Origin of the sequence: Roseobacter sp. MED193, assembly GCF_000152965.1 — a bacterium.
Classification (GTDB): domain Bacteria; phylum Pseudomonadota; class Alphaproteobacteria; order Rhodobacterales; family Rhodobacteraceae; genus Pseudophaeobacter.
This window is the reverse complement of the sequence record NZ_CH902583.1, coordinates 3328657-3355007: the sequence shown is the minus strand read 5'-3', so window position 1 is coordinate 3355007 and position 26351 is coordinate 3328657. Positions and strand designations below refer to the sequence as shown.

Annotated in this window: 21 protein-coding genes; 9 read left to right on the top strand and 12 right to left on the bottom strand. The window is 55.1% G+C overall.

Features of this window, described 5'->3' with window-relative positions; genetic code table 11:
• Positions 1 to 356: 356 nt before the first annotated feature.
• Positions 357 to 2570, top strand: a complete 2214-nt coding sequence (locus tag MED193_RS18525) for an NADP-dependent isocitrate dehydrogenase (protein ID WP_009811301.1) — start codon at positions 357 to 359, stop codon at positions 2568 to 2570.
• Positions 2571 to 2736: 166 nt separating this feature from the next.
• On the opposite strand, the gene MED193_RS18520 is transcribed toward MED193_RS18525, so the two are convergent.
• Together MED193_RS18520 and MED193_RS18515 are read right to left on the bottom strand one after the other, a co-directional pair.
• Entirely contained in the window at positions 2737 to 4641 is a 1905-nt protein-coding gene (locus tag MED193_RS18520) for a methyl-accepting chemotaxis protein (protein WP_009811300.1), read from the bottom strand.
• A gap of 240 nt (positions 4642 to 4881) precedes the next feature.
• Entirely contained in the window at positions 4882 to 6330 is a 1449-nt protein-coding gene (locus tag MED193_RS18515) for a PLP-dependent aminotransferase family protein (protein ID WP_039966389.1), read from the bottom strand.
• Positions 6331 to 6956: 626 nt separating this feature from the next.
• On the opposite strand from MED193_RS18515, the gene MED193_RS18510 reads away from it, so the two are divergent.
• Positions 6957 to 8231, top strand: coding sequence for an alpha/beta fold hydrolase (locus tag MED193_RS18510; protein ID WP_009811297.1), 1275 nt, complete (start codon positions 6957 to 6959; stop codon positions 8229 to 8231).
• 493 nt (positions 8232 to 8724) lie between these two features.
• A protein-coding gene (locus tag MED193_RS18500; protein ID WP_085978302.1) for an IS3-like element ISRosp2 family transposase occupies positions 8725 to 9884 on the top strand; the annotation gives its coding sequence in 2 pieces (ribosomal slippage) (positions 8725 to 8974 and positions 8974 to 9884; 1161 coding nt in all).
• Positions 9885 to 10207: 323 nt separating this feature from the next.
• Here MED193_RS18500 and MED193_RS18495 read toward each other — a convergent pair.
• The 5 genes from MED193_RS18495 to MED193_RS18475 form a co-directional block, all read right to left on the bottom strand.
• Entirely contained in the window at positions 10208 to 13063 is a 2856-nt protein-coding gene (locus MED193_RS18495) for a UvrD-helicase domain-containing protein (RefSeq protein ID WP_009811295.1), read from the bottom strand.
• A 155-nt stretch (positions 13064 to 13218) separates the two neighbouring features.
• Entirely contained in the window at positions 13219 to 13953 is a 735-nt protein-coding gene (locus MED193_RS18490) for a hypothetical protein (protein WP_009811294.1), read from the bottom strand.
• A gap of 186 nt (positions 13954 to 14139) precedes the next feature.
• The gene (locus MED193_RS18485; RefSeq protein WP_009811293.1) at positions 14140 to 15051 is read right to left on the bottom strand and encodes a TerB family tellurite resistance protein; all 912 of its coding nucleotides are present in this window, start codon (positions 15049 to 15051) and stop codon (positions 14140 to 14142) included.
• Positions 15048 to 15512 (bottom strand): hypothetical protein, encoded by a 465-nt coding sequence (locus tag MED193_RS18480; RefSeq protein ID WP_254655473.1) that lies wholly within the window; start codon positions 15510 to 15512, stop codon positions 15048 to 15050. The genes MED193_RS18485 and MED193_RS18480 overlap by 4 nt, the downstream gene beginning before the upstream one ends.
• 24 nt (positions 15513 to 15536) lie before the next feature.
• Complete coding sequence (locus MED193_RS18475) at positions 15537 to 18833, bottom strand: TM0106 family RecB-like putative nuclease (RefSeq protein WP_039967041.1); 3297 nt, start codon at positions 18831 to 18833, stop codon at positions 15537 to 15539.
• 440 nt (positions 18834 to 19273) lie between these two features.
• On the opposite strand from MED193_RS18475, the gene MED193_RS22680 reads away from it, so the two are divergent.
• A protein-coding gene (locus tag MED193_RS22680; RefSeq protein ID WP_085978301.1) for an IS5 family transposase occupies positions 19274 to 20031 on the top strand; the annotation gives its coding sequence in 2 pieces (ribosomal slippage) (positions 19274 to 19598 and positions 19598 to 20031; 759 coding nt in all).
• Between the two features lie 128 nt (positions 20032 to 20159).
• Here MED193_RS22680 and MED193_RS18460 read toward each other — a convergent pair.
• The 5 genes from MED193_RS18460 to MED193_RS18440 all read right to left on the bottom strand — a co-directional run bounded on the left by MED193_RS18460 (position 20160) and on the right by MED193_RS18440 (position 22394).
• Entirely contained in the window at positions 20160 to 20663 is a 504-nt protein-coding gene (locus tag MED193_RS18460) for a hypothetical protein (RefSeq protein ID WP_009811288.1), read from the bottom strand.
• A 155-nt stretch (positions 20664 to 20818) separates the two neighbouring features.
• Positions 20819 to 21028 carry a hypothetical protein gene (locus MED193_RS18455; RefSeq protein ID WP_009811287.1) on the bottom strand — a complete coding sequence of 70 codons (210 nt, stop codon included), beginning with the start codon at positions 21026 to 21028 and terminating at the stop codon, positions 20819 to 20821.
• A gap of 85 nt (positions 21029 to 21113) precedes the next feature.
• Positions 21114 to 21677 (bottom strand): hypothetical protein, encoded by a 564-nt coding sequence (locus MED193_RS18450; protein WP_039966388.1) that lies wholly within the window; start codon positions 21675 to 21677, stop codon positions 21114 to 21116.
• A gap of 21 nt (positions 21678 to 21698) precedes the next feature.
• The gene (locus tag MED193_RS18445) at positions 21699 to 21956 is read right to left on the bottom strand and encodes a hypothetical protein (protein WP_009811285.1); all 258 of its coding nucleotides are present in this window, start codon (positions 21954 to 21956) and stop codon (positions 21699 to 21701) included.
• Between the two features lie 39 nt (positions 21957 to 21995).
• Positions 21996 to 22394: a hypothetical protein gene (locus MED193_RS18440; protein WP_050757606.1), complete on the bottom strand. Its 399-nt coding sequence runs from the start codon at positions 22392 to 22394 to the stop codon at positions 21996 to 21998.
• A 268-nt stretch (positions 22395 to 22662) separates the two neighbouring features.
• Here MED193_RS18440 and MED193_RS18435 point away from each other — a divergent pair, with 268 nt between their 5' ends.
• From MED193_RS18435 to MED193_RS18420, 5 genes are all read left to right on the top strand, one after another.
• Positions 22663 to 23769 (top strand): hypothetical protein, encoded by a 1107-nt coding sequence (locus MED193_RS18435; RefSeq protein ID WP_009811283.1) that lies wholly within the window; start codon positions 22663 to 22665, stop codon positions 23767 to 23769.
• Positions 23770 to 23841: 72 nt separating this feature from the next.
• Positions 23842 to 24534: a thermonuclease family protein gene (locus MED193_RS18430; RefSeq protein ID WP_009811282.1), complete on the top strand. Its 693-nt coding sequence runs from the start codon at positions 23842 to 23844 to the stop codon at positions 24532 to 24534.
• Between the two features lie 38 nt (positions 24535 to 24572).
• A complete protein-coding gene (locus MED193_RS18425; protein ID WP_157041418.1) occupies positions 24573 to 25076 on the top strand; it encodes a hypothetical protein in 504 nt (167 codons plus the stop codon).
• 40 nt (positions 25077 to 25116) lie between these two features.
• Entirely contained in the window at positions 25117 to 25281 is a 165-nt protein-coding gene (locus MED193_RS22995) for a hypothetical protein (RefSeq protein WP_009811280.1), read from the top strand.
• 187 nt (positions 25282 to 25468) lie between these two features.
• Complete coding sequence (locus MED193_RS18420; protein ID WP_254655472.1) at positions 25469 to 26329, top strand: YafY family protein; 861 nt, start codon at positions 25469 to 25471, stop codon at positions 26327 to 26329.
• The last annotated feature ends 22 nt before the right edge of the window (positions 26330 to 26351 follow it).

Below are 26351 nucleotides of genomic sequence, written 5' to 3'. Positions count from 1 at the left end.
AATTTCCTTGCTAGCAGAGGTCAGACTGCCTCCCTGCCATCAAGAGTAGTTAAAATTTACCTCAAATGCCCAGATCCCCAAAGCAGAGCCCCGTAACGCAAAAGGATTGCCTGGCAGACCAAAAGGCGCAGAGAGACACCCACAAGTGCAGAAAAATGCTGCGCCGCGTCAATCTGCCGAGCCAAATGCGCATCCTAATGATTGCACCGGCCGCGCTCCTGCTCTAAATGGGAGCATAAATGGCCCCTGCCCGGAAACCCTTGTCCCGCGCGCGGTCTGTTCCGCCTCGTTCTTGAGATGTAGCGTTGCTACACAACGTCAACAAAGCTTCCGTTATCGCTGAAAGGTTGAGAAACATGACAGAAAAATCAAACCCAGACATTCTGTATACCATCGTAGACGAAGCCCCCGAGCTGGCCTCGGCGTCCTTTCTGCCCATCATCCGCAAATTTGCCGCCGCCGCCGATGTGAGCGTTGGGACCAAGGACATTTCCCTGGCAGGCCGCATCATCTCGACCTTCCCAGAGAAGCTCACCGAGGATCAGCGCCAGACAGACGATCTGGCCGAACTGGGCAAACTGGTCAAAACACCAGATGCCAATGTTATCAAGCTGCCCAATATCTCAGCCTCAGTACCGCAACTTGTGGCCGCCATCGAGGAGCTGCAGGGCCAGGGCTATGACATTCCCTCCTATCCCGAAGAGCCCACCACCGACGCGGAAAAAGAAGCGCGCGCTCGCTATGATGGCTTGAAAGGCTCGGCGGTGAACCCTGTTCTGCGCGAAGGCAACTCGGATCGTCGTGCCGCCCGTGCGGTCAAGAACTACGCCCAGAACAACCCGCATTCGATGGGGGCCTGGGTCGCTGACAGCAAGACCAAGGTCTCGTCCATGCCTGGCAATGACTTCTATGCCAATGAAGTTTCAGCCACCATTACCGCGGCTCAAGCTGGCGACGCCAAGATCGAGTTTGTTGGCAAGGACGGCACTGTGTCTGTGCTAAAAGACGGCTGGCCGCTGGAGGCTGGCACCGTTGCGGATGCAACCTTCATGTCCGCCAAAGCTCTGGGTGCCTTCCTGGCCGAAGCTATCGAGGACACAAAATCCGACGGCACCATGTTCTCGCTGCACATGAAGGCCACCATGATGAAGGTCTCCGACCCGATCATCTTTGGCCACGCTGTCAAAGCCTGGCTTGCGCCAGTCTTCGACAAGTTCGGCGCTGAAATGGAAGCGCTGGGTGTCAATGCCAACTCCGGCATGGGGGATCTGCTGGACCGCGTTGCGGGTAATGCCGATATCATGGCTGCGATTGAAGCCGTCACCGCCGAGCGCCCGGCCATGTACATGGTGGACAGCGATAAGGGCATCACCAACCTGCACGTACCCTCGGACGTCATCATCGACGCATCCATGCCAGCGGTAATCCGCGCTGGTGGCAAAGGCTGGGACGCGGCTGGCAACAAGGGCGACACAAACTGTGTTATCCCCGACCGCTGCTATGCCACCATCTATGATGAGACCATCAACTTCTTCAAAGCCAATGGCGCGCTAGATGTCACCACCGCTGGCTCTGTCGCCAATGTGGGGCTGATGGCGCAGAAGGCCGAAGAATACGGCAGCCACCCCACCACCTTTGAAGCCCCTGCCGATGGCACCATCCGCGTGGTCCTGGCCAATGGCGAAACTTTGCATTCGCATGACGTTGAGGCTGGCGACATCTGGCGTGCCTGCACAGCCAAACAGGCACCGATTGAAAATTGGATCGAACTGGCCCTGGATCGTCAGCGTCTCACCGGTTCGGAAGCGATCTTCTGGCTGGACGCGAACCGTGCCCATGACGCCGAGCTGATCAAATATGTTCAGCCCGCACTCGAAGCCGCAGGCAAAGCCGACCTATTCCAGATCATGGCGCCTCGCGAAGCCACGGCACAGTCGCTGAAAACCATCACCGCAGGAAAGGACAGCATTGCCATTACTGGCAACGTTCTGCGCGATTACCTCACCGATCTGTTCCCGATCCTCGAGCTAGGCACCTCTGCCAAGATGCTGTCGATCGTGAAGTTGATGAAAGGCGGCGGCTTGTTTGAAACCGGTGCTGGTGGCTCTGCGCCGAAGCACGTGCAACAGTTGGTCGAGCAAAACCACCTGCGCTGGGATTCAATGGGTGAGTTCTGCGCTTTGGGTGAAAGCCTGAACTTCCTGGCCGATAGCAAGGGCAATGCCAAAGCCGGCGTCTTGGGCGCTGCCGCTGAGGTGGCGACCCAGGGCATTCTGGACCAGAACAAGTCCCCTTCGCGCAAAGTCGGTGAGCCCGACAACCGTGACAGCCATTACTGGTTTGCCCGGTTCTGGGCCGAAGCTCTGGCAGCACAAAGCGATGATACCGCATTGGCCACGCAGTTTGCTCCCATTGCCAAGGCACTGGCTGAAGGTGAAACAGCCATTCTTGCAGAACTGGCCACAGCTCAGGGTCCGGCGGCCGACATCGGGGGTTATTTCCGCCCCTCTGTTGAATTGAAAGCCAAAGTGATGCGCCCCTCGGCCACGCTGAACGCCATTATCGACTAAAGGTTGTCCCATCGAGTCCAAACAAAGAAAATCGCCCGGCAAATTTGCCGGGCGATTTTACTTTTTGAGCATTCAGGGGCTCTGCCCTCACCCCCTTTGTAGGGGGCTCCCCCGGAATATTTCAGGAAAAGTGATGGGGGCCGAAGGTCAGAATCTGCGAGCTGAACTAGAAGTCCTGCCACATATCCTTAGCCGCATTTCCATCCACGCTGGCGCTGACTGAACTTGGCGCTGGTGAAACTTCATCAAGATCCCAGTCGTCATCCCCATGTGCGGATGGCGCTACCGCGGGCGTGCTATTGGCCGCCACCGTGGGCATCTGAGCAACCGGGGCGCTCCCGTCGACCTTAAAGATCGCAACCAGTTCAGCCAGTTTAGAGGAGTCTGTGCTCAGCAGATGCCCAGCAGCGGTAGCCTCTTCCACCATAGCGGCATTCTGCTGGGTCACCTGATCCAGCTGGGTCACGCCTGTGTTGATCTCGTTCAGCCCGGTTGACTGCTCCACCGCCCCTTCGGCGATGCCTGAGACCAGTTTAGAGATATGGCTGACCTGTCCGACGATGCTGTCCAGCGCCTCGCCCGCCTTGCCCACGAGATCCACACCCCGGGCGACCTGTTTCGAGCTATCCCCAATCAGCGTTTTAATCTCCATCGCCGCATCTGAGGAGCGTTGCGCCAGCGCCCGCACTTCAGAGGCCACAACAGCAAAGCCCTTACCTGCCTCGCCTGCACGGGCCGCTTCTACACCTGCGTTCAAGGCAAGCAGATTGGTCTGGAACGCAATGTCGTCAATCACCGAAATGATTTGACCAATGTGGTTCGAGCTCTCTTCGATTTCGGTCATGGCAGAAACCGCGCTTTGTACCACCTCGCCGCTGGCTTCAGCTTCCTGTTTGGCCGCATCCATCGTGGCCTCAACGCTGCTGGCCCCTTCTGCGGCAGATTTCACGCTTGCGGTCAGCTCATCCAGCGCTGCAGCGGTTTCTTCCAGCGTTGCGGCCTGGCTTTCTGTACGATGGGACAAATCATCCGAGGCCTGACTGATTTCTGCGGCACCGCTGCGAATGGAGTTGGTGGCTTCGATCATTCGAGACACTGTCCCGCTTAGCGTTTCAATTGTCTTGTTAAAGTCCTGGCGAAGCTGGCTGTAATCCTCAGGGAAGTCATTGCCGATACTTACGGTAAGATCGCCCTGCGACAGCGCGGACAGGTTGCGGCTGAGGATCGAAACAACTTCGGCCTGCTCTGCATCCCGCTCTTTTTGCTGGCCCTCCAGCTCTTTTTGACGGATCAGGGACTGGCGGAAAACTTCCAACCTACGGGCCATATCGCCAATTTCGCTTCGGTTTGTGGCTGCCGGAATGCCTGAGCTGGTATCCCCTTCGGCCAAGGAGTGCATCCGGTTTTTCAACGCATTGACCGGGATTGTCACGCTGCGGGTAATGACAGTTGCGCCAATCGCGAGCAAAGCGAGACTGATTGCCAGGGCCGCGATTGCGGTCCAGCGCATGGTGTTCAGTTCAGCTTCGATATCTTCAACATAGGCGCCTGTGCCGATGATCCAGCCCCAAGGTGCAAAAGCCTTGACGTAGCCCATCTTTGCTTGCTGGATTTCCGAGTCTGGCTTGTTGAAGTGATAGATTACCGCACCAGAACCGTTTTCTTTGATAACATTGTTAAATTCTTCAAAGACACGCACACCGTTTACGTCTTCGAAATCGGTTTGCACATTGCCAATCAGCTGTTTGGCAACGGCATGAGCCCGCATGACGTTGTTCTCATCGAAGGCAAAGAAATATCCGGCCGTCCCAAACCGCAGAAGTTCAATCTGGGTTTTGCCCTGCTCCTGTGCGTCCTCAAGACTAAGGGAACCCGCCTGTACCTGTTCATCAAGATGAGCCAGTGAACTAATCAAGGCGTCGGTGAGGCTGCTGAGCTCTTTCTCGCGCATTTCATAGGCATTGCTGACAGAGCGCGACAAAAGAACAAAGGTCAAAACTGCGGCCAGCCCCACGGCTAGGGCCGCCAAGGCATATATCCTCACAGGCAAACGGAACAAAAACTGGGGCATTTTCGGATGGTCCTCATAAACAAACGCTTCCTCCCTGCCTAGGAAATGCGTCCTAACATTCCGTTATTTCGACCTGTGCACGCTTCTGCTTCTCCTCAAAAACTAGTCAATATTCGACATAATCTTCAAATACACCACTCTGAGAGAATACCAGACAGGGAGAATACAACCCAAAGGTTGACTGCCTTCTAGCGCTATTTCCACCCTCTCCTCGCCTGCTTCCTCGCAAGACCAACAGGGTTAGCAGGACAGCTGTTGTAAAACCTTTAGCAACTGTGCCAATCCCAGCTCTAGCTCTGGCACGCTGTAGCCACAGAAGCCGAGAAGTAATCCATTGTACGCGTCCCTTTCTGGTTTGGGTGCCTGCACAAATCCAGAAAGGGGCTCAATGCTCAGCCCCAGATCCCGTGCTCGCGCACAGATTTCATGGTCCTTTAAGGTACAGGTCAAATGAAACACCACCTGCATGCCAGCCTGGTGGTCCACACAGTACCCGTAGGCACTGAAATCTTGGGCCAATTTTTCCAAAAGAAACCGACGACGCTCTGCATAGATCCGCCGTACCCGGCGCAGGTGCCGATAGAACTCCCCCTTGTCAATAAAGTCCGCCAGCGGTTGCTGCGGCATGCTGCTGGCCTTAGGGCCAAAACGTTGAATGCTGTCTCCAAAGCGCCCGACAAGAGGTTCGGGAAGGATCAGATAACCAAGGCGCAGCGCATTTGAAAAGATCTTGGAAAAACTGCCGACATATAGAGTCCGGTGCAGTTGGTCGAAACCGGCCATGGCCGGTATCGGTCGCCCAGCGTAGCGAAACTCGCTGTCGTAATCGTCCTCGACAATCCAGGCCTCGGTCTCGCTCGCCCATTGAATGAATTCCATTCGGCGCGCCGGGGACATGGCTCCGCCCAGCGGAAACTGGTGGGACGGTGTCAAAATTGCCAACCGCGGAGCAACCCTACCAGATGGAAGAACCGCGCCACTGTCGTCCACCCGCAGAAAGTCAGACACCAAGCCCTGAGCATTGATGAAATACTGCAAGGGCCTGTAGCCAGGATCCTCCAGCGCCACACGATCGCCAGGCGTTGCGAGGGCATGCAGGCAAATCTCCAGGGCATCCGTGGCACCCGCAGTCACAATCACCTGTTCTGGCAGCGCTGAGATGCCCCGCCATTCCGCCACATGATCACAGATAGACTGGCGTAGCGCCAAGGAACCAAAGCCGCTGCTTCCCAGGAACAGGGACTGAGGGTCTGAACGGCAGACCCGCGCCACCGTCTTGGCCCATTGTCGATATGGGAACAGCCGCATATCTGGGCTACCTGCACGAAAGGGGCGCGCCGCGGAAGAACGCGGTTGCAGGCCACTATTCCGTGCCACAGGTTCACTTGCGGCAGGAGGGGTAAGGTCACGCACCTGGGTTAATTCCACTTCCCCAGAGGCACAGAGCAGATATCCAGACCCCTGCTGACTACTGAGATAGCCCTCCGCAACGAGTTGTTCATAGGCGGTCACGATGGTGGAGCGCGACACCCCCAGTTCTGTGGCAAACACACGGGTCGGCGGCAATTTGCTCCCGAGTGCTAAATCCCCTGATGCCGCCCGCAGGCGAATGGCAGCGCAGATTTGTTCGAACACGGGCATAGCGGCCCCACGATCAATCGAAAAGCCCAGCCAAGGCGTCTGTTTCATCTTCGATCTCACAAAATTGGCCTGCCAAAATCTCTAATTTTGACACATTATCAAACATCCAGAAAAGGGCAATCAGTGCTAATCCTGTTTGAACTAGCCCTCAGCTCTACGTCCTTCAGCGCCAGCATTTCCGGGCAAGCAACTCCTTGCCGTCGCCGGGGGCAGATCTGGTCGCGATCGCCCTATGCCCGAGCGAATTGAGCAAGCTTGGCACAGCTGTCACCACATTACGCCTGTGGCAGAGGCATTCAGAGAGAGCTTTGTCACCTGGGCCTCCTGTCGCTTGCCGCCTTGAAAGAAACGCTGCGTTATTGCCAACGGTGCCTTAGAGAGACTTGACCCAGAGCCCTGCTCCTTTTTCTTCTGTCAACAGGCGACGCGCGATCGCCGAAAACTAAACTGCTACGGCTATCCAATTCCGCCCGGCGGCCTGCCCGGGGCTGACCTTTGTTCCCCATCGAGGGCCCTTAGGCAGCACAGTTCGGCGCCACAGTGGCAAGATGTTACATTGTGACCCTAGTAGACCAGCATTGCCCCTTGCTCAGAGGAGCACCGCGCCTGCGAGGCGCCACAAATATAGACCAAGTTGGGAGAAAAAAATGTCTAAGATAAACTTCGCCGCTGGCATGGGGCTTGCCCTGGCTGCGACAGCGCTGCCTATCGCAGCCGCTGCAGAAAACCGCATAGACCGCATTCGGCCGGATGCGCCGGAACTGGCGACCTTTGGCGCCTATCCCATCGGGGTTCAAACGCTGCAATTCACCAATCCGGGTCAAAATGATATCCTCAACACCACAGACGATGCTCAACCGCTCTATGATCGTGACCTCACGGTTGAGGTTTGGTATCCAGCGGCAGCCGGAACAGAAGCGGGCGGCAGCTATCGTGCCTTTCTGCGCGACGGCCAGACCGAAGTAACCCTGCACGGCCGCGCCGCCCGTGATGCCACCCCAGCCAGTGGCGAGACCTACCCACTGGTCGTAATTTCACATGGCTATCCTGGAAATCGCTACCTGCTGTCCCATCTGGGCGAGAACCTGGCGACCAAGGGCTATGTCACCGTCTCGATAGATCATCGCGACAGCACCTATTCCGACAAGGCCGCTTTTGGTTCCACCCTGTTGAACCGGCCAATTGATCAGCGTTTTGTCATTGATCAGATGGAAGCTCTTGAAGGACCTTTGGGGGATATCATTAACACCGATCAGACCGGTGTTATCGGCTACTCCATGGGCGGCTACGGCGCCTTGATCTTTGCCGGTGCAGGCGTGACCGAGGCCGCTACTCAGTATAGCTGGGGTACTCCAGCGGGTCTGCTCGCACGTCATCAGGCGGGTTCCGAAAGCCATGCCGCGCTGAATGATGAGCGCGTCAAAGCTGTCATTGCAATTGGGCCTTGGGGTATGAACACCGGTTTTTGGGACGCGACCGGCCTGGCCGGGATCAACAAACCGCTGATGATGATGGCCGGCAGCGTCGACGATGTCTCAGTCTATCCGGCGATGCGCAAAATCTTTGAGGGAGCAGTCAATACCAACCGCCACCTACTGACTTTTGAAGGCGCAAATCACAATGCCGCCGCGCCAATGCCTGCTCCGATTGAGAGCTGGGAACCGGTCGACAATCTCGACTTCATACCGTTTGAGCACTACGCGGATGCAGTCTGGGACACCAACCGAATGAACAATATCACCCAGCACTTTGCCACGGCGTTTATGGGGCTTCACCTCAAGGCAGAGGCAGACAAGACCAGCTACCTAGAGCTGGTTCCCAATGCCGCAGACGGCGTGATCTCGCGGGATGACGCGGGCAAGGAACTGCCTGATCACAGCTACTGGAAGGGCTTTGCGCCACGGACAGCCGTTGGCCTCATGTTTGAAAGTCTTGAAACTGGCCAATAAGCCTGCAGGCTAGGTGACCCTCAAATACGGTTGTCTCCTGGGGATGGTATTCACCTCCGGGGGCAGCCCTCATCCACACAGTATCAAACGCGCTGCAGGGGTTTCCCGGCACATTTTTGCCCAATTTGCACCCTCATTCTTGCCAAGTTCTTAATGCATTTGACAAGTGAACGCTAAATTAGCGAAGACAGTGTCCGGTGCAACTTTGAGTAAAACAATTGTTTCAACGAGATTATACCTTCCGCGGCTTGATTGCCGCCCTGCTCATTTTTTTGGTGACTCCGGTGTCGAGTAAAGAACATTCTACAGTTGTGCTTCAGTGCAATTCTGCGCAGCACCCCATGATCTGCAAAGCCTTGGCCGAGGCTTTGAGGGCCCAAAGGCCGGGACTTAACCTGACCGTCGCTAAGGATACCACACCTGTCTGACCTGCCCCCCGAAACCTCCCGCGTTCTGATGTAGAGTTTGCTCAACCTTTCGAAGGAGCAAACAGATGCGAAAGAGCCGTTTCACGGAAGCCCAGATTATTGGGATGATCAAAGAACAAGAAGCCGGAATGCCGACGGCGGAGGTGTGTCGCAAGCATGGGCTCAGTCAGGGCACGTTCTACAAGTTCAAGTCGAAGTATGGCGGTATGGAAGTGTCGGATGCGGCCAGGCTGAAGGCGCTGGAGGATGAGAATGCCAAGCTCAAGCGCCTGCTGGCTGATACAATGCTGGACAACGTTGTGCTGAAGGACTTGCTGGGAAAGAGCTGACGACGCCGACCAAGCGACGAGCGGCAGCGCTCCGTGCAATGCGGGAACACGACATCTCGCAGCGCCGGGTCTGCCGTCTTGTTGGTGTCGATCCCAAAACTGTCAGGCGCGACCGTCCGCCGGACAATCCCGAGATCCGCAAGGAGATGAAGGCTATTGCGAACACGCGCCGCCGATTTGGCTACCGGCGGATCGGCGTGATGTTGGAACGCAAGGGAATGATCATGAATCACAAGAAGCTGTATCGACTCTATACGGAGGAAAAGCTTGGCGTCAGGCGACGACGGGGCCGCAAACGGGCCCGTGGGTCACGAACACCGATGCCTGAGGCCCTCAAGCCTGGTGAGCGCTGGTCGCTGGACTTCTTGTCCGACACGTTCGGGGCATCGCGCAGGTTCCGCATTCTGGCTGTGAACGATGATTGCTGCCGTGAGAACCTGTGCCTGATGGCCGACACCGGCATCTCAGGGGCGCGCGTCGCCCGGGAGTTAGATGCCCTTGTCCGCATCTATGGGAAACCCGCCAGCATTGTCAGTGACAATGGGACGGAGTTCACCAGTCGGGCGATCCTGAAATGGGCCAACGACAATGGCGTGGACTGGCATTACATCGACCCGGGCAAGCCGCAGCAGAATGCCTTTATCGAAAGCTTCAATGGCAGTTTGCGCGACGAGCTGCTGAACGAGGAGATGTTCGACAGCCTGGAGGATGCCCGCCGAAAACTGGCGCTCTGGCGTTACGACTACAACAACGTCAGGCCGCACTCATCTCTTGCGAACCAAACACCCGTAGAAGCGCGTCGAGCGCTTGAGAAATTTGAAGGCTCCGCGCCCGACGCGCTTGCCCAAACCGAAACCGAGGAATATGAAATCCGAACCCGCAAACTCTCGTTATGAACGCGGGAGCCTCGGGGGGCAGGTCATATGGGCTACCGGATTTGCAGACAAACGCAACCTCCATGATGGTGCCCTCAAAATGGTCTTTGGGAAACTTTCGGGCTGCTTCTCCAGTGAAAAGTATTTTCCCGTCTCGAGTTATCGAAACGACGTCCAAATCGTGCCCCATGACGCGAAGCTTGCTCTGGGCTTCCTTCTTGAAAAGGCCAAACACTGATTTTCCTTTCTCTATTTCTGCTCTTGTTTGTTCGAGGCCGGTTGGAAATCAACCCTTGTCTCGGAGCTGCTGGCAATTTGACGAGCTGAATTGCTCGTTCACAATGTCATCTTGATCTCGCACTTGGCCTCGTAGCGGCCTGCTCAATGTCGCCCACCCCCTCAATTTGTCCCGCCTCGCGTGATCTGACTTCCGACACGTTGGCCTTTCCTGTGCAATCCGGGTAGCGAATGCAGCCGAAGAAATCGCCGTAGGGTCCATGCCTCTCGACAAGCCACCCATCGGAACACTTCGGGCATTCATGGTGGCTGGCGCCGCAATGTGAGCACTCGAGGATACCCGAAGCCCCCGAAACCGTGGGAATCCCAATCCCGCATTGACTGCAGGCGGGCATGTAATTTCTGCACATAAGATTGTGCTCACATCGATACCATACTCGGCCATCCCGGGCGGGCACTGGAAGCAAGCGTCCACCGCATTCGCTGCAAGGCACATGACCGGCCATCGACCCGGTCGAAGTCGCTAGTCCGTACTCTGTATCGGAAACCAATTCCCGAACAAAGCATGATGGCTCGGCTTCGGACGCCAGCAGCGTAACGGTTGTGCGTGCACGGGTCATAGCCACATACATGATCCGCCGTTCTTCGGCGTGTTGGAATGGCTCTCCTTCCGGTGAGACAAGGCTCAGGATCGGGTCATCGGTGATTTCGGACGGGAAACCATACTTGCCATTGTTGCATCCAAGGATGACGACGTGATCGGCTTCAAGGCCCTTTGAGCCGTGGATCGTCTTAAAACTCAACGACAGGTTTGGGAACTTTCGCCCGATAGCCGCCATGTCGGGCCGCTCGTGGCGATACCTTGCCAAAAGGAGAACGCTGGCCACCTTGCCGGACCCGCGATCCTCGGTCCTGACTTCCGTCAGATTGGCCAAGGTTTCCAAGAGTTCATTCTCCTGTTTGGCCCTCTTCGTCCAAACGACACGCAATGCCGGGCCTTCTGCTTCGGCGGCCGGAATAATGGTTTTTTCGATCTGTGCGGGGTTTTGAAGAACGAACCGTCGCGCTGCGAGAGCGATCTTGTCCACCGACCGGAAAGTGCGGCCGAGGTCCACAACTTGATGGATATCCTTCTGGGGGCCGAACTCGCCGCCGAACCTGGAGCCAAAGCTGCGCATGATATGGATGTCCGCACCAGCGAAACGGTAGATCGACTGCCAGTCATCCCCAACCGCGAAAATCCGGGCATCCCCATGCTGAGTCTTCAAGGCGCCAACAAGACGTGCCCGATCTTGCGAGATGTCCTGGAACTCGTCGACGAGGATGTGCCGGAACGGGCTTTGATACGCCCCACTCTCGACGTATCCAGCGGCCCGAAGAACCATGTCCTCGAAGTCGATCCTCTCGCCCAGTTCAATCTGATATTGGCGAAGCACTGGCTCGAATACAGCCAAGAACGCTTTGCCGCGCTCGCCCATGTTGAGCCTGTCCGCTTTCGATTGGCACCCTGCTCGAGTATAGCTGCCGCCTTTGAACTGAAGCAGGAATGTGCCAAGCAGCTGGGTAAAGCTATCGATATGCCCCATCTCGACGACCCGGTCGTAGATGGTCTCAATCGCTCGCGGCCGCAGCGTTACATGCGGACCGAGCTTTTCGGCCAACGCCTCAAGAAGGCGACCTTCTTGACGTTCATAGCTATAGGTTTCGATGAGTTGCGTTTCTAAGCTGGCATGGATCTTGCGCTTCCATTCCATCGAAGCCAAGTACTCTTTCCGGTCGACAAATGGCGCAGTAACCAGCATTTCACCAAATCCAATTGGCGATTTTTCTTTCCGGACGCCAAAATGCTCGATATAGATGCCGCTTTCGGTCAGCCGAAAATCTGGAGTGTAGCCACGCCGACCCGAGTCCGGCAGGCGGTGTTCGTACTGCGGCTCGTATTCGTATTCGATGCCGTTTCGATACAGCCAGTTAGCAATCAGGAACTCTTCGTAGCTGCGGACCTTTTCGCCTTGAAGGGTGCGGAGATTGAGGCTTTCAACGTGGGTATACCAAGCGTGCTTGGTCTCGTAGTCCCATTCGCTGCCGCATTCGATGGGGAACTGAGTGAACCAATCGAAAAGCATATCCGCGATTTTCTTGTCATTCGCGACCAACTGCCGAAGGATCCGGCGGATCACAGCAGAATACCGCTTCTGGTCCCCGGCATGTGAAGCAAGCGGTGGTTTCGTCCCTTCAACGTCGCCGATGATGTGATAGGCCAACGCATGGAATGTCCATGCCTTAACTTGAGCGTTACATGCCTGCCCTATTCGCGACGCCATCTCATTTGCGGCCTCTCTCCCAAAGGCTAACGGGAGTATTTCGCCAGGCTCGCGGATACCCGATTTCAACAGGTAAGTGGCTTTTGCAGTGATCACGCTTGTCTTGCCCGACCCCGCACCAGCGAGAACGAGGGTGGCATCTTCTTCGCTTAGGACGGCGCGACGCTGCTCGGCCGAAAGCGGCTGTATCTCCACTTTGTCGAGAAAGCTCTCCCATTGGGTCAGATCGCGTTCCAGCTGCGCCGCGATAGCGCCATCCCTGACCAGGTTGGGATCTTTCAAGAAGTCGCGGATCCGTTCGCAGACTGCCTCGTCGTCAATCGTATCTTCCAAGCGGGCCAACTCTTGCTTCAGAAAACCCCGATATTTCGCTGCCTCTGAGAGGACTGGTGGCGTTTCGCAAGCCGCAGGGTACCCACAAGGCCTTTCAAGCCAGTCCAAGGCCACCGACAACTCATGGAACTTTGCGGCATCCCACGCGGTTTCCGGCTTCTGCTCCTCGGCAGCCTGCGGTGTCAGGGTAAACTTTGGGCGGGTGTTGTTGGGCTGGTAAGACGGCGGCGAAGACGGCCGCCGCGATGCACCGAAGAGCTCCCCGACCAGTCCAAAAACAGCTGCGCCTACCAGCCACTCAATCATTATCTAAAACGCCCACTGTCGCATGTGAAACTTAGAACTAACTGTATCAATGCACGTTTGTGAGACCGAAAACGGGCGATAAAGCGACGAGCGGTTTTGGTCTTGTCCGTTTCGCGGTACAGGTGATGACCAAGGGTCGGCGTTTCGTTGTTCATTTAGACTTCGAAGAACCACTTGACGCCTAGAAGCGGTGCTGCGTTCTCCCCCAGATAGGATTTCTTGATCATATGACCGACAACGGTGCATCTGGCCATTTTTCCAAGTTTACTGCCCATTCCAGACCGGCCGAGGGCCAGGCTGAATTCATTCAGCCCATCGGTGATTTGGTCGGCAGCAGATCCTTCGACAAGTCGATCTAAGCCTCCCCGATAGAAACTGGATTCTATTCCCGTTCGACGAATGAAAGCCTGGACGTATCCGTCTTCGCTGGAGCTAGCGGCGTCCAACTCATAGGCAATGACGTCCATCGAAGCACCATACTTGATGCTAACGGCGCTTACAAAACGGCACGAACAGACCATTAGAATCGGTGGAAGAAAACCGGTTTCGACAGAGCCTGAAGCCAGTGCGGCAAGGTTATCCATACCAAAACCGGCCCGATCAGCGCCCTCCAACATGTACAGTTGCTGCTCTGCCTTGGGGTGACCGATAGCCGCCGCCTTGTAGAAATTGTCCGCGGCGGCATCGAGGTCGAATGTGGGTAGATATCCGCCTCCGTGCAGAAGGAACAGGTTGTAATACGCCGAACCATGCTCACCTTCGGCTGCTCGATTAAAATGAGTATAGGCACCTTGAAAGTCTTTGGCGCTCACCGCCAACACACCCGATCTGTATGCGTCCTCTGCACGGGCATCTGAGCTTTTGAAGAATTGCTTACCAAAAAGCGCCATCCCGATGTTTTCCTAGAAAAAGAGTGAAGATCTAGCCTCCGTACGGGAACCTAGTGGCGTAAAGCTTTGAAAGTCAACGAGGTTTCCGGTTCTCGAGCGCGGTTCGTATTTGCCAATACACACCGGACAACCAGCAAGATGAGACTCTACAACTGCAGTTCCGTTGGATTAGTGACAAATCTCTTGTTACTTTTTGAACCAAAATTTTCCGGACAAGGTACCAAATGCAGATTTCGCGCTCGAATAAGTGCTTTCAGCGCTTTTTCCAACAACGCCAACTCCCGCAACAACGCCAGACGCAGTCGATCCGATTACATTGCCTGCTGAGGACAACAAAGAGTTTCCAGCTCGAAACGCCTCTTCAACTTTTTGGATTGCCATCTCCTCGCGCTCGTCCAGATTCCCGTCAGCCTCGGCAATTTCGTTTAACAGTGCCAGGATTTCTTTCTGAATCGATGCGTAATCACAATCCGGGTTATCACTTGCAAATCTCGCGAGTTCCGCTGCCATGTCGGAGAGCCGCGACATAGCGATGTTCTGCTCCAGAACGTCGATCGCGTGATCGACATAGTCCGCATCATACCCCCACTCTTCGACAAAATAGTCGACCATGGCCGACCGCTCAGTTTCATCAAAAGTACCATCAATCAAAGCGACTTTGAGGGCAAGGCTCCCGAGTAAATCCAGCGCAGAGGTTGCAAGAACATCAAGGCCCGTATTGATAAACCTTGGAACTTCGTCAACGCGACTACCCGCATAGGAGCGAAATAGCCTTGAAACCCCATAATATGCGCCGCCTGAAACGACTGCAGCACCAATTACCCACCCGATTGGCGTGGCAGCTGTGGCCAAACCGATGCCAGTCCAGAAAGACCCAAAAAAAGTTGAGGCGACAGCACCAGAAGAGGCAACTGTAACACCAGTTCCTGCCGCGCCGCCAACATCCCAAAGCTGCCCTACGACACCTGCAGCTTTAAGTGACGTAAATGCATCACGCCCAATGCCCAGCTTTAATTTAAACTTTTCTTCATTCGCAACAACGCGGCACACATCATCAAAAGAGTGGACCTGTTCCTCAACCGTTTGCAATTCAGTCATAGCTTTACTATTCCTAGCCCCAGTGCATCAAACTGAGCCGAAACGCGCTGCATCTCACTTTTGGCAGCATTGTCGCGAATGTCGTCAATAGCGCCTTTAGCCATACCCAGCAAAACTAGTAGTTTTGAAAAAAACGCTGCCAGTGCGCCGATCACCGGAAGCCCCCCCAAAGCACCGTTGAGGACTACACCGATCACGACTGCAACCAACGTCGACAATGTAAAATTTGGAAATTTCACGACCAGCCCGGATGCAATTTCGAAGATCCGGCGCCCAACTGCAATCACCGTCTGTCCAACTTTGATCGAGAAACCTGCGATGTCATACAGTATCGCCTTCATATCTGCCGACATGTTAGAGTTATCCAGATAGTTTTTGATCTTCCTCAGACTGGGGGCCGCGTTGACCTGCTGCATTGCCTCTTCGAAACTAACAGCCATCTCTCCTTGATTTACCTTCACCTAAGTTCCTTTCAAATTTTCAACTTATTGAACAAAAAAACATAGAATACGCTTTTCTAGCGCACACAAAGTATTCACCAGCTGCATTTGTGCCACCGTATCGCACTTGGCTTCGCGCAAGCGCGGCGCGCCGAAAACCAAGGCCAGACCCTTAGCGCGTGAGACCGCGACATTGATGCGATTCAGCGAAAACAAAAACTCCATGCCTCGTGGTGTCTCATCTGCCGACGACGCGGTCATTGACACAAGACAAATAGGTGCTTCCTGCCCCTGAAACTTATCAACGGTGCCAACACGAATGGCCGCTGGCAGCGCGTCTCGAAGCGCATTGACTTGGGCATTGTAAGGAGCGACCACAATGATGTCGGTTTCCCGGAGCGGCCGTGTGGTTCCGTCCTTGTCCGTCCACGTCCCCTTGAGAAGGTCCGCGGCGGCGGCTTTGATTGCTTGAACTTCTTCCAGCGCAATCTGTGCGTTGGATTGATGCTCAACCGGCACCCAATAGGCACCAGAAGGTGGAAGTGACGGGCAATCGACAGACTGGTTTTCGGTGTCCGGATGGCTCGACAGCCTGCCCTCATACACTTGGTCTGAAATAAACTCGCACACCTCAGGATGCATCCGGCGCGTCGTCGCAAGGAAAATACCCCGATCGGCGGGAACAGTCGCGTGCTCGCCGAGCATCCACTGGAGGCAAGACAAGTTCGCAGGCTCCGGATGTGCACCCTGGATTACCTGGGGCAATTGCTGTGGGTCGCCCACTAGGACAATGTTGCGCGCAGAACGACCCATCGCGGCCATATTGGCCAGACCCACCTGCCCTGCTTCATCGACAAAGAGCCAATCGAAAGCTTGAATGTTTTCCTCTCGCGCGAAGAAAAATGCGGTCCCACCAACCACGTCACCGCCTGCGGCAGCCTCGTCATTGGATTTTGTGCGCCTAACTGCGCAGCCATCCGGATAACCATCGTTGTCGCTGGGAACTTTGTGCACCAAATCAGGCATCTCCGTTTGAACGCCCTCCTCCACCGCCGAAACGCAGCCCATCAGCACATTGCGAATGGCTTCATGGCTGTTTGACGCCACACCAACGCGATAGCCTTTGCGCACCAATGACAGGATTGCGCGGGCGCTCACATAAGTCTTGCCCGTACCGGGCGGCCCTTGGATTGGCAGGACCGATCCCTCCATGTCGTTTACAACTGATATTGTTGCCTCGACCGGGTCTCCCCCGCCAGCAAGATCAGGGGGGCGGCCGCTTCGAAGTCGAGGATGGCTACGCGACAGAAGATCGTCCACCGCACTATATACTCGCCCACCGCATTGATCCGCGATCACATCTTGCAACGCCGAAGCAATGACATCGGTTCGCAGAGGCCAGTCCGGATGTAGCGATAGATGATCAGTCAGCAGATCAGCTTTGCCTGGGCCAACCTTGATTTTGATTGTTCGCGCGCTGCGATCCATGGCCTCAATGCCAACAGTCACAGGAGGCATATCTAAGGCCGGCACGGTGGCTTTTTTCCCTCGACGCAATTTGGTTTCTTGCTGTGGAAAGCTGTATTCACGTGCGAATGAGCGCTTGATCGGCTCAACCGCTCCAACCGCCACAAGACCACCCAGAGCATCCAGGTCGTCAATCAGGTCATCTTCGTCCTTCGACGCACTTTCAAACACGGCCCATTGAGCCGGTTTGACCTCGCGTTTGTGGAAACTTCCCAGGTCAAACAACATCGACTGCCGGTCTTCGGGTAAACCGCTTTCTGCAAGCTGTGCGCGCAATGCAAGCGCCTCGGCGTCTTCTTCATCCTCTTGCTCTTGCGCATCCGCAACCAACGCAGGCCAGGGACCAGCAGGACGAATACGCGCAAGCCAATCTCGCAACTCTTCGGTCGAAATGCAGTCGATGCGATTGTAGTCTTCGATCTCGTCGAGAATTTGCTGCTCCTGCGTTTCACGCCACTGCTCGTAGGCAACGACCGAGCCGCCGGCAGTCGTGACCTCGCCGTCGCGCTTTCGGTCATAAAATGCTTCCATCGACTTGATGGAATAGTTGCGCTCCGACCCAATCAGCCCACCGCGAACGACAGCAAACAGGTCAACGAACCTGCGCTCTCTCAAAAGGCGGTCCAAGAAGGCTTCGCCAATCCCGTATTTGGAAGTCAGCCGCTTGAGCGCGGTGATTTCATATGGCGCGTAATGATAAATGCGCGCGGTCGGGTATTCTTCAATCCGGGCGCGAAAGAAGTCCAACAAGTCCGAAAGTGCCTGAGCTTCTTCCTTATGATCATGGGCCCAAAACGCCTTGAACGCGCCATCAAACCAAAGCCCATGTAAATATTCGAGACCACCGTCGTAATGCGGGTCACCTTCAATGTCATAAAACAGATCGCCCGGCTGGGGTTCCGGCAAAAGGTCGAATCCCTTGCCTGGCTCGGGTGTACGCAGTTCGAAATCTGGTTCGCCGGTTTTGCGGGCCTGTTGCAAGCGAGCCTGCGTGATCAAACGAACCCGTGTGTTTTCCGCCATTCCCCGAACAGGGTGATCGAGCTTCGAAAGGTCTTCCAAGGTTTTGACGCCTGCGGCTTCAAGCTTCTTTACCTGACCACGACTGATATTGGCGACATTGAACAAACTGTCTTCGGCCTGCCAAATACTCTCGCAATGATCAGCCCATCGACAGAGGCCACAGCTGGCGCAGGGCATGGGGCGCGCTGGTTCAGGATTGGCCACAAAAGCTTCCAGCCGTTCGCGTGCCATACGGGCATAGGCAGCGTAATCCGCCAGCCGCAGCGTCGCGCGCTCGCCATTGCCCAATTCAACATGTGCATATTCAGGTGCCACGCCTTGGATCTCAGCCAAGAGGTCAGAATACAAAACCAGCTGCAGAACATGGCTTGGATGCGGCTTGCGTTTCAACTTTGTGTCGGCGACCTCGTAGCTGAAGTCACCTAGGTCCGACGGTGTATCTACGCGCTCCAGGAAGTCGGACCAGCCACCCCAATTTTCAGACCAAAACGCCCCTTGGAAAATGACGTCGGCCCCTTGAGCCAGAACCTCACGGGTGCGTTTCGCATCATCGAACAACTCAGTGCGTTCGATTTCCACAACGCTCAATCCTTGCGCCTTCAGTTTTTCCAAGTGCGCCAGCTCATGCGCATCGCCCTGTTGCTGAAGCAAACGAGCATCATCCGTGTCTGCGCGTGGCTCGGGGCCGCCACCATTCATGCGGTCAATATCCAGCACTGTGGAATACGTGCAGCCTAAAAACTTCATAAGATCTGAAGCTGACAGCAAGGTTATTCCATCGGTCTTCCGCATGATTTCTCCCGAAATGCGATTAAATCTGAGAGTAGAACCGACCGCGCCCAAGAGTTTTGGCAAACGCATGCGAATCCGTCTCTTGGGTCGAGGCTACGAGTAATAATGCGGGAACACCACATGATGGATGGGGCTTAAAATATAGCATTGTGAATAGGTTAAGCGCGTTTCCATTTCGTTCACGTCAGCTTTTGTCACCCTAAGATCATCGAATTCAGAAAAATATAGACGGCGAGAAGTCTAACCGTTTTGGCGCCTTATTGAGCCCAAAGTGTCCTTAAGGTTCTTTGGACGTGCACCGCCGAAAGCTGTGTGTTGCTGCCGCTCTTATCCAAACGCTGTTGCGAAAGGCCGACGCAAGCCTTGTTCATCCACTAGGCTCAGGACCCATTGATTTCCGGTTGGCGGCGTGATTCACGGTTCAAAAACGAGCGGTGAACATGTCTGATCTTTTCTGGCTGACAGATGCGCAAATGGCGCGTCTTGAGCCCTTCTTCCCGAAGTCCCACGGCAAACCTCGCGTCGATGATCGGCGTGTGCTGAGCGGGATTATCTTTATTAATCGCAATGGCTTAAGATGGCGAGATGCACCCAGGGAATACGGTCCGCATAAGACGCTTTATAACCGCTGGAAGCGGTGGAGCGATAAGGGCATATTCGCACAGATGATGATAGGACTTGCGGCCGAGCACGGCGAAGAAAAGACCGTCATGATCGACGCCACCTATCTGAAAGCCCATCGAACAGCGACCAGCATGAGCGCCAAAAAGGGGGGCGTGGGCGTCTGATTGGCCGCACTAAGGGGGGCATGAACACGAAGCTGCACGCCATCTGCGATAGCCAAGGCCGACCGCTGAACCTTTTTGTGACCGCAGGACAAGTCAGTGACTACATCGGTGCGCGGGCGTTGCTGCGCGGTCTGCCGAAGGTCGACTGGCTGCTTGGCGACAGAGGCTATGATGCCGATTGGTTCAGAGAAGCGTTAAAAGGCAAAGGGATACGTCCCTGCATCCCAGTTCGGAAGCGACGCAGGAAGGCCGTGAAATACGACAAGCGCCGCTATAAACGACGCAACCGCATCGAGATCATGTTCGGCAGGCTCAAGGACTGGCGGCGAGTGGCAACCCGATACGACAGATGTCCAAAAGTCTTTCTGTCCGCAATCGCTCTCGCGGCACTCGTTATCTATTGGCTATGAGTCCTGACCCTAACATTAACGGATTTCGAACAATCGCTTTTCATCGTCAACAAGGCCGAAAACGCTTTGATGACCGGATAAACCAGGCATCGTTGTCGAAATCGCACCGCAAAATCGCAGATTTCATCTCAGCCCCGTGGCAGGAATTGCTCATACTGCAAGTAGCCGCATTCCACCTTGGTTCCGACAGGCGTCGGCTCTGCCTCGGCCCACAGATCATTTTTCAATACCCAGTCTTCAGCCTTCTTTACCGAAGCGGTTGAGAACAAGGATAAACGAATACTCGGGAACATTTCCGAAAGTGTCCAATTCTCCGCAATGCCCGGGAACATGAAGTGATCTATTCCATTGGTGAACACGCCACATATGCGCGTCACCGGCAGACCTTCTAAAACCCAGGTCTTTTCCAGATCAAAGCAGTCCACAGCCTCGCGGCCAATATTCTTCTCCAGGTCCACGAGATCGTTAACCGCGAGGGCCATTATCAACCGAACACTGTCGGGTTCTTGCTGACACTGAAGTTGATCCAATGCAAATTCGTCCACGTTGACTTGAGGCACAGGTCGCAAAGTTACCTCTGCGTGCGTCGGACCGGCGAAGACCAGCCCCAACAAGATTAATGTTTTCAACATCGGTGTCCCTCCTGACATTGCATGATGCCCAACTGCGCCAGCCACGATTCTCTTGCCGAGAGCGGAACTTCAGCCGTCCAGAATGTGCCAACACAAAGAGTGTTACGGTCAAATCTGGAACCGCATTGACTAAAACAATGCTTGCGTTCAACTACCTAACAGTCGACATCAACGCATCGCCCGCCCAAATGAACCTCGATCTGACGCTCCAGCCCCGGAACAAAGCTGAATACAACTGAAAGGCCGTCAAGAGGATCTTCCTGCGGTGCGTTTCTACGATAGTCCTTCGAGATTTCCTGAATAGCTCGATTCAAATTGTCCATGACTTTGTCTGGAAGTTCAAAATCCTGCCTTTGCAAACTCATTTTTTGTATCCTTGAAAATTTCAATTTTGCACCTGGGGCTTCGCCAAGCAAATCGAGGAAGCAACCGAAACTCCTATCTGAACAGTTAGATCCCTTGCACTACTTCGGTCAGGTGTTTTTCGAAGGCTTCACAAGCCTCGTTGAACTCGTGTTCTTGAAATAGGGTTTCTTGCTCTCCAGCCCCATGCTGATCTTGAACGTGCACTTTCTTGACCGCTATTTCGAGCGTGTCTTCTTCTGCAATCCTGCGAAAAGCCATATGAGCAATCATTTTCGTTTCGCTGTTGCGATACGAAATATAATCATAAATCAGAGCCTCTCCTTTCAGGACGTTTCCACCAACTTTGACCTTTGTTTTATGCTGGTTTTGAGAAAGGTCATGGCGCGCCTTAAGCTCATCCAGAAATTTTTGAAGTTTTTCCTGTGTATCGCGGTTTCTCGGTCCGAAGATTTTTTTGGCGCTACTCTTGCTGGTGGCCCATAGCTGATCCTGGATTGCCTCGACGACCTCCTCCCGTTGCTGGTCGGACACCTCCTTGTGGGAATTCACGTTTTCAAAAAGATTGACGAGCTGAGGTGCCGCCAAATCGCCAGAGCGGATCATCCCAAGTACATTTTCGACTTGTCTAGCGATGGTCGTATTTGCCATTTTTTCATCCACTTCATAAGTTTAGTCAATTTGCCATCCATCGGCGGCTGCAGCTGCCCAACTATCGTATTTCCAATGAATTTCATTGTCATACGCACAGAAGCAAATGGTTGCCCCATCATTGTCAGATTCTTTGTAGACGCCATAGTCATTGAATTTTCGCTTTACACAAAACTCAGCCAACTCTTGTGCCGCCTGCATGAGAAAATTGCCTCGTGCGGTGATTTCGCTCTCACTAAGCGCTGGCGCCTTACGACCAGAAAAGTACCCTTTGTTCATTTGTTCCCCACTGAAGAAATCTATATCGGAAGCCGTCAATTACGCATTGCGCAAGTGTACATCCGCGGCGTCAAACCTGTCCCTTAATAGCGGCAAACCTGTACGACGCCACCAATCCATGCTGATCCAACCGCCCGACATACCGCCATGGTTCAACGCCTCCACTTGAAATTCGTCTGGTGCGTCATCCCAGTTCTGGCCTGTCAATTCACGAAATGCTCGCTTGATTTCCCCCTCCAAGGAAAGGGGTTCATCCTCGTCTTCGTTCAGCCAAGAGTAGTTCAAACGAGCGGCCATCATGCCCCACAAATAGGGATCTCCGCGCAGCCCAAACTTTTCAGGAAACGGTGTAAACAGATCGGACAAAACCAATTTATTGTCACGAGAGGTCCTATTTGCCTCCCGAAGATACTCTAACGAAAGTCTAAAATTATTCATCGCCTTCTCCTGCTGGCTGATAGAGCACTGTTGAGCTTTAACCGCAATCCAGAACGTGCCCCCAAAAGAGTGTTACCGACAAATTTCGACGGTTTCCACAGCCCAGATCAAAATGGAATTGTTTAATTTCAACACCTTAACTTCGTTCTTATTTCGTTCGCGACTCTTTTTGACACCCCAGATGCCCAATTAACAACTCGTAAAGACGGCGGGACTGTGTCTGCACACATCACCCGGCCTGCTGCCCTGAGGAAGAAAGGTTTTGAAAATGAACGATCTGACAATCCATGCGCGTGCAGCGCGCTTTTTACGGTTTGCCGCGATTGGCTGCGCAATTCTGGCAGCCGTCAGTACAACAATTGGTCTGCACGCCTCAGACCCCGCCGCCGGATGGTTCATTCCCGTTCTGACAGGTGTGGTCATCGCATTTGCTCTGGGCGTGCTCTGGCATGTCCTGATCGAAGCAGCAGAGCGCGTTCGTAGCTCTTTGGGCGTCAGCGTCATCGTGATTATTGGGGCCTTGGGTGTGGGTTTTGCCCTTATGTCATCTGCCTCAAACATCGCGGCCGCCATGGCCGGCAAGGCGTCGGTTTCCGCGGAGCTGACGGATCGTGTGGATGCCTATTCCAAAGCCTTGTCCCAATCAGCCCTTGCAGCCAAGAGCTTTCAACCTCTTGTCGACATCACCTCGGCAGCCGGTGCGACCATGGAAGGCAAGGCCAACCTGGAAGCCAGTGGCCTGAATGGTACCGGTACAGGCTGTGGCCAGCGATGCGAAACCTATAAAGGTGCGGCGCAAAGTTTCCAGACAACAAGCCAACAGTTGCAAGCCCTTTCCGCAGAGGTAGAAACCCTGCGCCTGCAAGGGCTGGAGTATGTGAGCGATCTGCGCACGGCCGCGTCCTCATCCGATCAACTGGCTTTTGGTCGCGCTGCCCAGAACCTCTCGGCCGTGATCGATCAGCTGAACGCGGTTGATCACATGCCTCTGGTAGCGGCCACCGGCATGGTCACAGTGACCAACCTGTCATCCGAACTGACGCCAGAAACATCCAGCCTGCAAAGCAAGGCCAAGGACATCGCCGGCGAACGCGTTTTCGTAGAGGCGCCTGTCTTCGTGCCCTTCTCCGTCGGCGAGGCAACGCGTGCACAGATGTTCGGCGCCGCCCTGCAAGCCTGGATCGCGGCAGCCGCCATCGATGCCCTCCCCTTCGTGTTCATGCTCCTGGTGATGCTCACTGCGCGCGAACCGCTACTGCGCGACTTGCCAAGCCAGTCTACCAAGGAACGAACACCTGAGGCTGAGCGCGTAGCGAAGATCCGTTCTGATGAAGATCACATCGCGCAACGACCTTATCTGGCAGCTGGTGAGTGAGTGGGCTGCCGGATAACGGGGCGGTGACCACTCCACCGCCCCACCCTTCCCTTGCTCTGGAGATCTGACGCTATGTTTGTTGCGCGCGTAAAACACCTCCTCGTCGTGGCGGTCCTTCTGGCTGCTTCCATCCCCGCGATCGCGGCCCAATCGGAAAACGCCTGGACCGGACAGGTCAGCGTGATCGATGGCGATACGCTGGGTATGGGAAAGCAGAGGTTTCGGCTGCACGGAATTGATGCTCCCGAAAGCGGACAATCCTGCAAACATCCCGAGCGGGGCACATGGCGCTGCGGTCAGCAAGCCGCACTGGCACTGGCCGACCAGATCGGGCGGGCGCATGTGACCTGTCGACAGACTGATAAGGATCGCTACGGGCGCATTATAGCTATCTGCGCATTGGATTCCCAAGATCTGAACCAGTGGATGGTGCGCTCGGGCTGGGCCGTCGCATATCTCAAATATTCGCACGACTACGCCGCAGATGAGATCGCCGCGAAACAAGCCGGCATTGGCATTTGGAGCGGAGACTTTGTGTCGCCAAGTGCATGGCGGCACGGCGAGCGACTGGATGCAAGTAACCGTTCTGAACCCTCAGGCGATTGCCGCATCAAGGGCAATATCAGCTCGAAGGGCAAACGCATCTATCACCTGCCAGGCATGCGTTGGTACGCCAAGACCCGCATCAATGAGGCCCAAGGGGAACGCTGGTTTTGCACCGAAGCCGAGGCGCGTCGTGCCGGCTGGACAAAGTCGAACTCATGAAGCGCGAGCCTAAAAAACCCGACTACGGAGGATCCACCATGAAGCTTTCCGTCCTTGCTTTGGCATTCATTGCAACATCGGCCATGGCCGAGGAGATAGCGGTATTGCCCGCGCCGCAACCGACCGTGGACGCCTATGTGATCAACGAGCTTAAATGCCAAAACGCGCCTGATGCGTTTGCGGCGGTGCTGGCATTGGCGGCAAATAGCGTCATTCATCTCCCGTCCGAATTGCCACCTGCCCCGTTACAATGCTTTGAGGCACAGATGCCTTGGTCGATCGATGGTCTGCAGGTCCAACGGATTTGCGCTAGCTGGACGTCCGACAATGGCCGCAGCGATGGGCCCAAAATACTTTGGCCCGCAAATCTTTCACAAAACCGGACGCAGTTGAGTTTGGAGCTGTACCAGGCCCAAGCCCAAGTGGCCGCTTGGGCGCAGCCAAAAGGCATTGCTGCGGCACAGATCACAACGTCATCGGATGGAGGTTCACGACTGACATGTCATGCCCCTGCCCTCCGTTTAGGCCGTTCAAACGGCTGACATCACATTCACACAACAAACTCTCAAATAGGAGAATACTATGGAAGTCATGATACTACTCTGGATCGTTTGCGCGGGCCTTAGCTACATGGTCGCACGCGACCGTGCTCCATCCAAGGCAGGCCTTGCAGCAGCCCTTGGGTTCTTACTTGGACCGCTCGGCGTTCTGATCTCGTTTTTCCTCAAGGAATCAGCGGAGCGTTAAAGCTCTGGACAAACATGGCACCCGCGGCAATCCTGCGGGTGTCAATTTCTGTCACGGTAATTACATGTCCTTTGCAAAAGCCCAAGATCTGTTGCGCCTCGCCTTGATGGCCTCCACACGCCACTTCGGCGTGAGCCTTGAGGATATTAGGGCAGAGTTTTCTGTATCCCACAGAACCGCACAACGCATGACCGATGCACTTGAGCTGACATTTGCAAATGTGACCAAACAGACCGGTTCAGATCGACGTTCCTATTGGAAGGTCGACGATCCAACCATTGCCCAGCTTCAGCCCCATCAGGAAACCGCGGTTGAGGCCTTGGAGATCGCCAGTCGCCGCGCCAAGGAAGAAGGCCGGCTGCGCCATGCACAGGCTCTGGAGGACACCAGAAATGGCTTGATGCTGCGCCTTTCCGCACGCGACGCAAAGCGCGCGGAGACAGACGCGGAAGCCGTCCTGGAAGCCTTGGGCCAAGTGACTCGCCCGGGGCCGCGTGTGCCGCTGAATCAAAAGATTGCTGACGCTGTAACGGAGGGGCTCAGAGGGCCGTTTCGTCTGGAAATCATCTATAGCGGCCGCTCGGATCAAGCCCGAACCATCGAGCCTTACGGTCTGCTTCTGGGACCACGCAGCTATCTCATTGCCAAGCAACCAGATCGTGGTGCCGAGTTGCTGAATTTTAGAATGGATCGCATTCAATCGGCAAAATGCCTGGATGAATGGTTCATCCCCGAAAATGGGTTTTCTATCGAGAATTACGCCGCCCAGGCATTCGGCGCCTATCATGACCCTGATCAACTCAAAGAGGTGGTATGGCGGTTCAAGCCGGAAGCTGCCGAGCGTGCCTCGGAGTTTCGGTTTCATCCAAAGCAGACTTTGCAGTACCAGGCAGATGGAAGCCTGGTTGTCCGCTTTACTGCCGCCGGGTGGCTCGAAATGTCATGGTTCCTGTACGAGTGGGGCGATGCCGTCGAGGTCATTGACCCACCGGAATTGCGCGACTTCGTCCAAGGCTATCAACGCGCCGATTTCCCGTCCCTACCCTGAAGCACTCACCCAATTGGAGCCG

Bases quoted from the DNA above. Each gene is read 5' to 3' on its own strand.
- MED193_RS18475 (WP_039967041.1), bottom strand. From the start codon at position 18,833: ATGCGGAAGACCGATGGAATAACCTTGCTGTCAGCTTCAGATCTTATG.
- MED193_RS18430 (WP_009811282.1), top strand. From the start codon at position 23,842: ATGTTTGTTGCGCGCGTAAAACACCTCCTCGTCGTGGCGGTCCTTCTG.
- MED193_RS18425 (WP_157041418.1), top strand. From the start codon at position 24,573: ATGAAGCTTTCCGTCCTTGCTTTGGCATTCATTGCAACATCGGCCATG.
- MED193_RS18515 (WP_039966389.1), bottom strand. From the start codon at position 6,330: ATGAAACAGACGCCTTGGCTGGGCTTTTCGATTGATCGTGGGGCCGCT.
- MED193_RS18455 (WP_009811287.1), bottom strand. From the start codon at position 21,028: ATGAGTTTGCAAAGGCAGGATTTTGAACTTCCAGACAAAGTCATGGAC.
- MED193_RS18510 (WP_009811297.1), top strand. From the start codon at position 6,957: ATGGGGCTTGCCCTGGCTGCGACAGCGCTGCCTATCGCAGCCGCTGCA.
- MED193_RS18460 (WP_009811288.1), bottom strand. From the start codon at position 20,663: ATGTTGAAAACATTAATCTTGTTGGGGCTGGTCTTCGCCGGTCCGACG.
- MED193_RS18495 (WP_009811295.1), bottom strand. From the start codon at position 13,063: ATGATTGAGTGGCTGGTAGGCGCAGCTGTTTTTGGACTGGTCGGGGAG.
- MED193_RS18445 (WP_009811285.1), bottom strand. From the start codon at position 21,956: ATGAACAAAGGGTACTTTTCTGGTCGTAAGGCGCCAGCGCTTAGTGAG.
- MED193_RS18525 (WP_009811301.1), top strand. From the start codon at position 357: ATGACAGAAAAATCAAACCCAGACATTCTGTATACCATCGTAGACGAA.
- MED193_RS18440 (WP_050757606.1), bottom strand. From the start codon at position 22,394: ATGAATAATTTTAGACTTTCGTTAGAGTATCTTCGGGAGGCAAATAGG.
- MED193_RS18485 (WP_009811293.1), bottom strand. From the start codon at position 15,051: ATGACTGAATTGCAAACGGTTGAGGAACAGGTCCACTCTTTTGATGAT.
- MED193_RS18520 (WP_009811300.1), bottom strand. From the start codon at position 4,641: ATGCCCCAGTTTTTGTTCCGTTTGCCTGTGAGGATATATGCCTTGGCG.
- MED193_RS18450 (WP_039966388.1), bottom strand. From the start codon at position 21,677: ATGGCAAATACGACCATCGCTAGACAAGTCGAAAATGTACTTGGGATG.
- MED193_RS18490 (WP_009811294.1), bottom strand. From the start codon at position 13,953: ATGGCGCTTTTTGGTAAGCAATTCTTCAAAAGCTCAGATGCCCGTGCA.
- MED193_RS22995 (WP_009811280.1), top strand. From the start codon at position 25,117: ATGGAAGTCATGATACTACTCTGGATCGTTTGCGCGGGCCTTAGCTAC.
- MED193_RS18420 (WP_254655472.1), top strand. From the start codon at position 25,469: ATGACCGATGCACTTGAGCTGACATTTGCAAATGTGACCAAACAGACC.
- MED193_RS18435 (WP_009811283.1), top strand. From the start codon at position 22,663: ATGAACGATCTGACAATCCATGCGCGTGCAGCGCGCTTTTTACGGTTT.